The sequence below is a fragment of the Vibrio sp. OPT46 genome, assembly GCF_015163535.1.
GTDB lineage: Bacteria > Pseudomonadota > Gammaproteobacteria > Enterobacterales > Vibrionaceae > Vibrio > Vibrio alginolyticus.
Window position 1 is genome coordinate 57,493 of sequence record NZ_JADDYG010000264.1, and the last position, 2,362, is coordinate 59,854.

Sequence of the window (2,362 nt, forward strand, 5' to 3'; positions counted from 1 at the left end):
TGCAACTCACATGTTCATATTCATGAGCTATGCTTTTCTGCTTCTCTCAAACAGCTGTTATTTAAACAAATATTCTTGAGATATCATCACCTCATCCAACAGAGGTTTAAGGTTGTGCTGCTTAATCGTAAAACATTCCTTTCTATATCCGGAACATTTAAAAAGATAGCATTCTCGTCACAGCTTTGCCTGGAGCAAGAGTGGTTATTCTCCACAAGTGATGGTTTAAACATAGACTAGTAGGAATGGCTAAGATGCATTGCAATGGCAGAATGAACAATCACTTGAGTCAATGAGACAAAGGGTTCGTTACTTAACGAAGTCTGTGACAGAAAAGAAGTTTGAGATTTTCAAAAAATACGAAAAAGGCCTAACATTTTCATGTTAGGCCTTAAATCTGGAGCGACACACGAGGTTCGAACTCGTGACCTCAACCTTGGCAAGGTTGCGCTCTACCAACTGAGCTAGTGTCGCATTTAATATGAGATGGTGCCCCGGGCCGGACTTGAACCGGCACAACGCGAACGTCGAGGGATTTTAAATCCCTTGTGTCTACCAATTCCACCACCAGGGCACACAAATATTCTTTGTGATGCCTTTACAGAAAAGTAAAACACCATCTGATACCGCTAAATGCCATATCAATAAAATTTGGAGCGACACACGAGGTTCGAACTCGTGACCTCAACCTTGGCAAGGTTGCGCTCTACCAACTGAGCTAGTGTCGCATTTATTCTCGAAAGCCATTCACTCTCAAAAGAATAATGGAGGCGCCTCCCGGAGTCGAACCGAGGTCCACGGATTTGCAATCCGCTGCATAGCCACTCTGCCAAGGCGCCTCATTTGTGAATAAAGCTAAGCTTTTTCACCACCCTTTCGAGCCGTGCTCTCTTGGGTACGGGATGCATTCTACGGATTCGAGCGATCGAGTCAACACTATTTTTATTTTTTTAAATCGTTTGACTAGAATTTGTGCGAAAGGCGATGGATTGCTTAGTTTTAATACTAAAAATCGCTTAAATACACTTGTTTATCATAAAACTTTGGCTACGCCTTACACTGCTGGCCGTGCGTTGCGTGCATTGAAGTATTAATAATCAGAAGACTCGCCTCTCTAAGACTCTCCAAGGACAAAAACAAGACTTAGATCACAAATAGAACTCTATCGAAGCAAAAGCCCCAGATACAAATTGCAAACATGGCCGTTAGCAAGCATTGAAAAGCGAGAGAAGCCAAAAAATGCTGTAGATTGTCTTAGTACAAAAAAGCAGGCTATTAAGCCTGCTTTCTAACATCAGAATTTAATGGTGCTCTTCATTCAACAGATCGTCTTTCGCAGCAGCCAAATATTGAATCATTGACCAATATGTCAAGAAAGTTGCCACATACAAGGCCGCAAAGCCTAGCCAAACCATCCATTCATCGTAACGCCATATCAACACCCATAAGGCGAACATTTGCGAAACAGTTTTTACTTTGCCAACCCAAGATACCGCAACACTCGCTCGCTTACCGATTTCAGCCATCCATTCTCGCAATGCTGAGATAATGATTTCTCGCGCAATCATCGTTACCGCAGGAATGGTCACCCAAATTGAATGATAATGTTCCGTGATTAGAATCAATGCCGTTGCCACTAGCACTTTATCAGCGACAGGATCAATAAACGCGCCAAAACGAGAAGTTTGGCCAAGTTTACGGGCCAACATACCGTCAAGCCAGTCGGTAAAACCCGCTACCCAAAACACCATTGCTGCTGCAAACGGTGCCCATGAATAAGGTAGATAAAAGACAACCACAAAAACAGGGATTAGGAACAGTCTAAGAAGAGACAGAATGTTCGGGATATTCAAACGCATTTTATTATTCTCTTACACATTGCGGCTTAATGTTGCGCGATTTTCCTTATTGTTTCAATGCTTGGAAAATAATTTCTGCTAAAGAGTGACTTATTCCCGGTACTTTGGCGATTTCTTCGACACTTGCACGTTTAAGTTCTTGTAACCCACCCATGTACTTGAGTAACGCCTGACGTCGTTTAGGGCCGATTCCCTCAATCCCTTCGAGTGCACTCGTACGTCTGGTTTTACCTCGCTTAGCACGGTGCCCCGCTATAGCATGGTTATGGCTTTCATCACGAATATGTTGGATAAGGTGCAGCGCAGGAGCATCGCTTGGTAAATGAAACTCCTCCCCATCGACTGTAATCAGCGTTTCTAAACCTGGTTTGCGAGTAACGCCTTTTGCAATACCAATCATGATGGGACGCTTTGGCCAATCCCCCCAATATTGCGAAATGATGTCATGCGCACGATTTAACTGACCTTTACCGCCATCGATAAAGATGATGTCGGGAATTTTC

2 protein-coding genes and 4 tRNA genes are annotated in these 2,362 nt (G+C 43.4%); all 6 read right to left on the bottom strand.

Annotation, left to right across the window (positions count from 1 at the left end; translation table 11 throughout):
• Window positions 1-398 precede the first annotated feature (398 nt).
• A tRNA-Gly gene (locus IQR33_RS12530) sits at window positions 399-474 on the bottom strand.
• Window positions 475-487: 13 nt separating this feature from the next.
• Window positions 488-574: transfer RNA gene (locus IQR33_RS12535), tRNA-Leu, on the bottom strand.
• 78 nt (window positions 575-652) lie between these two features.
• Window positions 653-728 (bottom strand) — tRNA-Gly (locus IQR33_RS12540).
• A gap of 37 nt (window positions 729-765) precedes the next feature.
• Window positions 766-839, bottom strand: a tRNA-Cys gene (locus tag IQR33_RS12545).
• 462 nt (window positions 840-1,301) lie between these two features.
• Window positions 1,302-1,859, bottom strand: a complete 558-nt coding sequence (gene pgsA, locus IQR33_RS12550) for a CDP-diacylglycerol--glycerol-3-phosphate 3-phosphatidyltransferase (protein ID WP_005394805.1) — start codon at window positions 1,857-1,859, stop codon at window positions 1,302-1,304.
• A gap of 46 nt (window positions 1,860-1,905) precedes the next feature.
• Window positions 1,906-2,362, bottom strand: a 457-nt coding sequence (locus tag IQR33_RS12555) for a helix-hairpin-helix domain-containing protein (RefSeq protein WP_265575784.1), incomplete at its 5' end; no start/stop codon positions are given.

Coding starts and splice junctions, on each gene's coding strand:
- pgsA (WP_005394805.1), bottom strand. CDS start 1,859: ATGCGTTTGAATATCCCGAACATTCTGTCTCTTCTTAGACTGTTCCTA.